The organism is Halolamina salina, from assembly GCF_042678005.1.
GTDB classification, from domain to species: domain Archaea; phylum Halobacteriota; class Halobacteria; order Halobacteriales; family Haloferacaceae; genus Halolamina; species Halolamina salina.
In genome coordinates this window covers 1-1,046 of record NZ_JBHUDH010000141.1, presented here as the reverse complement: position 1 = coordinate 1,046, position 1,046 = coordinate 1, and the positions used below count along the sequence as shown (strand labels likewise).

General features: G+C 68.7%; 2 protein-coding genes. Both read right to left on the bottom strand.

Going from position 1 to position 1,046, the window contains the following annotated elements; genetic code table 11:
* On the bottom strand, positions 1 to 224 hold a 224-nt coding region (locus ACFR9S_RS12170; protein ID WP_379818776.1), incomplete at its 3' end, for a hypothetical protein.
* Positions 225 to 422: 198 nt separating this feature from the next.
* The gene (locus ACFR9S_RS12165) at positions 423 to 824 is read right to left on the bottom strand and encodes a DUF3054 domain-containing protein (RefSeq protein ID WP_379818775.1); all 402 of its coding nucleotides are present in this window, start codon (positions 822 to 824) and stop codon (positions 423 to 425) included.
* Positions 825 to 1,046: the final 222 nt, after the last annotated feature.

Here is a 1,046-nt window from a genome sequence, read left to right as displayed (position 1 = left end):
GCGTTCGTCCCCGGCGGCTCCGAGCGGGGGGGTACCTCCGACCGGGACCGCTCGTCGACCGCCGGGGTCCGGACGAACAGAGCGTGGCCGACTACGACCATCGACGCCCCCGCCCCGAGGAACAGTGCCCCACGCAAGGGGATCCCGAGGAGCGAGAGCGCTGCCGTCACTCCGACCAACACACCCGGAATCAGGGCGAGTACGTAGTCGTAGTAGCCAGTCATACTCCAGTACGAACTTCGAAATCATCCGTATTAACTGTTTCCCGTAGCCCAGACGTAATCCGAACGGTGGTCACCGATACGGTTTACCGAAACTCTACGGAACCATCCCGATGAATTTCCATAAGTTATGGACCGTCCCGGTACTGGCCCGACGCGAGGGTAACGACGATCGATCGCCGGAGCGTTCGGGCGGCGGCCTCAGCGGAGTTTGAACGCGACCCAGCGCCAGCCGGCCAGCGCGACCGAGCCGGTGGCCAGCATCACGGCGAGGAAGATGGCCAGGTTCGTGTCGAAACTGCTCTGGAGCGCGCCGCGGATCGCGACGCCGATCACCGCCGCCGGCACCCACGAGCGGATCGCCAGCGGCACCGCGGCCTTCGCCGACTCGGCGGCGCCGGCGGAGTAGGCGCCCACCGGGACGCTCGCGACCGCCCAGCCCAGCAGGAACGGCGCGGCGGTTTCGAGCAGCGCGACCACGCCCGTCAGGGAGTTGTGGTTGCTCATGCCGATCGCGATCACGACCAGGATCGCGATCGCGTCGCCGACCGCCAGCGGCGCGGCCGACCCGTCGACCCGTTTCGAGAGGAACGACTCGCTCATGGCTTCGGGTTTCCCCTCCCCCCTACTGACTCCTTCGCTCCCGACTCACTCGCCGGGGACGCGCCCGGCGACCGTGTACACCGTGCCGCGGTCGAGCACCCGCGACTGCAGGCCGGCGCGTGTCAGGTCCCGCGCCGCCGCGTCGACGGCGACGAACTGGGAGTCCATCCCGAACAGCGCCTCGCCCAGCATGATCCCTCGCCCCGGCAGCGTCGTCGGGTC